This window comes from Paenibacillus tianmuensis, assembly GCF_900100345.1.
Taxonomy (GTDB): Bacteria; Bacillota; Bacilli; order Paenibacillales; family NBRC-103111; genus Paenibacillus_G; species Paenibacillus_G tianmuensis.
In genome coordinates, this window is the sequence record NZ_FMTT01000094.1 from 1 (window position 1) to 3,013 (window position 3,013).

Genomic DNA, 3,013 nt, shown 5'->3' on the forward strand with positions numbered 1-3,013 from the left:
TAAGGGAGCCTCGTTATAATATCGCGGGGATTCAGGTTATAACTTATAGGCGAATGCTGTTCAAAAAAACCCCACCCATTGCCGAGTAAGTCACCTATTCATTCAAAAACACATATTACCCATGTAATACCCGTATAAAGATTTTTCCATTTTGTTTGTATGCACTTCAATGCTTGAATTTTATACCCTAAATGACGCAATAGAGTTACATTGAACAAGTCGATTAGGGTCAGACACTACCATGATTGACCTGTTCTTTTGTTATCTTCGTTTTATCACAGTTTTTTGAAATCAATCGCAACTTTGCGAGTAGATACCCCGATGGATAAATTGTCGGGAATATCACCCCAAACGAGTATTTTGCTGCTTGTCTGGGGTTTCATTATACTTTCTAAGCGCTAACAAGCACAAGATGGTTTTGGAGGGAAGAATAGCGTGGAATTATCTTATTATTTCTACACTGATTTTAAAACCAGAGAAGAAATAGATGAATTTTTATTGGAGCAAGCGAGAAAGGTAGTTGGGGATCGGGGAGATATTAAAATTAGCAGGCAGGAAGAGAGTGAAGAGAATGAAGGGGATACGCTGGATTTTAGCTGCAAATCCTTTTGGGTTAGCACGAATTTAAGCTTCGTCCAAGATATAGCCAAAGAATTTGATCTCGATGTAAATTTTTGTTTGTGGATCAGCGTTTATCCTAGTGGAGGCGCGAAGTTTATCCAGTTCATAGGTAATTTACTGAGCGGGACAACAGGAGATGTTATATTGCTAGAAGAACATGATATGAAGGTACTGGAAAGAAGACACGAATCTCTCATTGTGAATAACTATTATTTTGATGGAGATTTCAGAAACCTCGGACTTCCTTATGCAAACGGGTTTTATCAAAAATTCGTGCTGCAGATAGACAGTGGTAATGAAAGTAATGATATTATACAAATTGTAAAACATGAAATCATAAATATAGCTAACCACTGTATCGACGAAGGTAAAGTGACTCTAATCGAAGATCCAGATATTCGATCCGAGTTCGGGATTTGTTGGAATGATTTCAAAGTATTTGTGCAGAATTGGAAATGGAATAAATCATATCGGTCAAGTAATAAGTATATCCGGGGGATATATCTATACCGATCAGCATAATCCAGGTTTAAAAGTAATGATGAATTTCTTCAAACGAGTACTGGAACGTTTTGAAGGCAATTGCCAAATAAGGATTAAAGAAGGGTACCTGATCAAGGATTATAGAGAAATTGTTTTATTGGAAAGAACAGATAGCGTGATAACTGTGAATGAAAACGCCAAGGAAAAAAGTTTATTGTATGAAGTTGGTATTGCCTGAAAGACTCTATTCAAGATTGATAATCAAGGAACTTAACCATTAACTATACTAAATTTCGAAAGACTTAATCCAACTTAAACTCAAAGGAGGAATGAGTCTTTTTTTGTTTTCCAATAATCTGTGGATTTTTTTTCGTTAATTACTTTTCAAGACAAAGTCTCAAAATTAAAAGAATCAAATTAGTCTGCATAGCATCGCCGGGTTATTATTCCGTGACCTCAGTGATGCTTTCCTATGCTTTAATTTTGCGGGGCTTAGTCATATTCCAACACAAGAAGTTCATGCAAGCTTACATTAAGCGCCTTACAAATTTGTTCCAAGGTGTCAAAATATGCAGCATTTACTTTATCGGAACAAAGATGACTTATTGTATTGGGGCGGACATTCATTAATCGGGCTAACTCTCGTTGCGACATTCCCTTTTCTTCAAGGATTTCTTTTAATCTTAGCCGAACTGGCATACCAATTCTCACCTGTCGTTTTTTACTTATAACTATAAACCGCCAAAGGAATAATTTCAAAAAAATAGTTGATTGTATCTGTATTCCGATATATAATTTTAGTTAATAACGGAGTAGCGTTACGAAATTCAAATTTTGCAGCGGAGGTAATTTTAATGAATACATTGGACTATATCCGCCCTACGAGGAGGTACCCGATATGGAAATGACCGAAAACGCCCTTCGGGACAGATGGGATGCCGAAGAACAAGAACTGATGCGGCAAATTCAAACTTATGAAGCTTGTACCATGGCTATATTAAATATGGTCAACGGTCAATTAACGTCATTACATAAATTGGCGGTTGAAGACATTGTTTCGACTCTTCATCGTGTTGCCCTCGATCTGCAAACAGAACTGCTGTATGTCAGGTTAGAAAAGGCCCTGTGCCTACCCCAAGTCGTCGTCTCTGGGAACAGATGAAAGCACAAGGTCAAAATAGAACATGGTCGTAATAACTTCAAATATTTGTAACTTTTAGATAAAATAATTGTGTAATTTTAATGAAATATATTTCAATTTTAGGGTTAATATGGTATTAATTTCTTGAGGGCACTGGCCAGACCTCAAAATTACCTTTTGCACTGTGTTATTCGGAGGAGGAGAAAAAAATGAAAAAAATGACAACTGCATTAACGATTGCTGTGATCGGAGCAAGTCTTGTATCAAGCCCCGGCTTTGCGGCGGAAGGAACCATGGTCCAACAAGCACCTCAACAGCAGATTATTGTCGCGCCGCCGGAAGGAGAGGTTACGCTTCATTTGGAGCCGGGGGCCGAAGCGGTTGCCGGTCCTTACGTACTCCGGCAGAACGAAGGTATCCGCGTGACCTCAATTGTAGCCGACGACTATGATTGGTGGCTTGAGGATCTTGGAAACGACCATGAGGTAATCCGAAAAGAGCATCCGGAAGACAATACCGTCTACGTTAACCAAAGCAGTCAATATATGCTGTTCTACAAAAATAAAAAGGAGTGCAAGAACTCCATCAAGGTGAATATTCAGGTGGTTCGCTAGCTGCGTTCCAGGTCCCCTTCGATCCTCGATCTGAGAAAATTTACAGAAGCGGTAACGATATTGACTCAAACTTCGCAGCTTGAAAAAGGCAGGTAAGCCTTGAGATAACTGGGCAAACCTGCGATCCATTGTTGGAGTTGACTTTTAATCATTT

At 38.6% G+C, this 3,013-nt stretch carries 4 protein-coding genes; 3 read left to right on the plus strand and 1 reads right to left on the minus strand.

The genetic code is table 11. From position 1 onward, the window contains the following. Positions 1–435 precede the first annotated feature (435 nt). Positions 436–1,143, plus strand: a complete 708-nt coding sequence (locus BLO51_RS28175; RefSeq protein WP_090677447.1) for a hypothetical protein — start codon at positions 436–438, stop codon at positions 1,141–1,143. A gap of 453 nt (positions 1,144–1,596) precedes the next feature. Here BLO51_RS28175 and BLO51_RS28185 read toward each other — a convergent pair whose 3' ends face one another. Then, on the minus strand, positions 1,597–1,803 hold the full coding sequence (locus BLO51_RS28185) for a helix-turn-helix domain-containing protein (RefSeq protein ID WP_090677451.1): 207 nt from the start codon (positions 1,801–1,803) through the stop codon (positions 1,597–1,599). Between the two features lie 199 nt (positions 1,804–2,002). Between BLO51_RS28185 and BLO51_RS28190 the strand changes: the two genes are divergently transcribed. Next, a complete protein-coding gene (locus tag BLO51_RS28190) occupies positions 2,003–2,266 on the plus strand; it encodes a hypothetical protein (protein WP_090677453.1) in 264 nt (87 codons plus the stop codon). Between the two features lie 188 nt (positions 2,267–2,454). Beyond that, entirely contained in the window at positions 2,455–2,859 is a 405-nt protein-coding gene (locus BLO51_RS28195; RefSeq protein WP_090677455.1) for a hypothetical protein, read from the plus strand. Positions 2,860–3,013: the final 154 nt, after the last annotated feature.